The sequence below is a fragment of the Weissella sp. DD23 genome (genome assembly GCF_001579105.1).
GTDB lineage: Bacteria > Bacillota > Bacilli > Lactobacillales > Lactobacillaceae > Weissella > Weissella cibaria.
Window position 1 is genome coordinate 14382 of the sequence record NZ_KQ970403.1, and the last position, 596, is coordinate 14977.

Genomic DNA, 596 nt, shown 5'->3' on the forward strand with positions numbered 1-596 from the left:
CCAACGCACCGGCTACAGCAACATCAAGTTGAAAAATCAGCAAGGCTTGTTCGCCACGCCCACCTAAATCAATACCTTCATACTCATCAAGCGCTTCAATCGACACCCGATTTAGAACTTCTAACATTGACGGATTAACACCACTAGCTTGCAGTACTTGCACGGCATGCGTTAATGCGTGCACATCCGAAAAGGTCGCTAAGCCCGTCACAGTATCGCCAAACGGAATTGGTCGGAGACGCACGGTGGCTTCAACGACCACCCCAAGCGTACCTTCCGAACCAATGAACAAGTCGGTTAAGTCATAACTGGCATTGTTCTTAAATGTGGCCCCGCCGAGTTCTAATAAACGACCGTCGGCGAGGACAACCTTGAGACCCAAGACATTTTCACGGGTTGTGCCGTACTTCAACGACGCCATCCCACCTGCGTTTGTCGCGATATTGCCGCCGATGGTACTAATTGGCTTCGAACCTGGGTCTGGCGCGTAAAAGTAACCGACTTCACGAGCAGCTTGATCCAGGTCGCCGTTCAACACCCCGGCCTCGACTACCGCCGTTTGATTTTCTGGTTGCAACGCCACAATGTGGTTGAGG

General features: G+C 51.8%; 1 protein-coding gene. It reads right to left on the reverse strand.

All coding sequences use genetic code 11. The features are described from left to right. Positions 1-596, reverse strand: a 596-nt coding sequence (locus WEIDD23_RS11745; RefSeq protein WP_156469655.1) for an FAD-binding oxidoreductase, incomplete at both ends; no start/stop codon positions are given.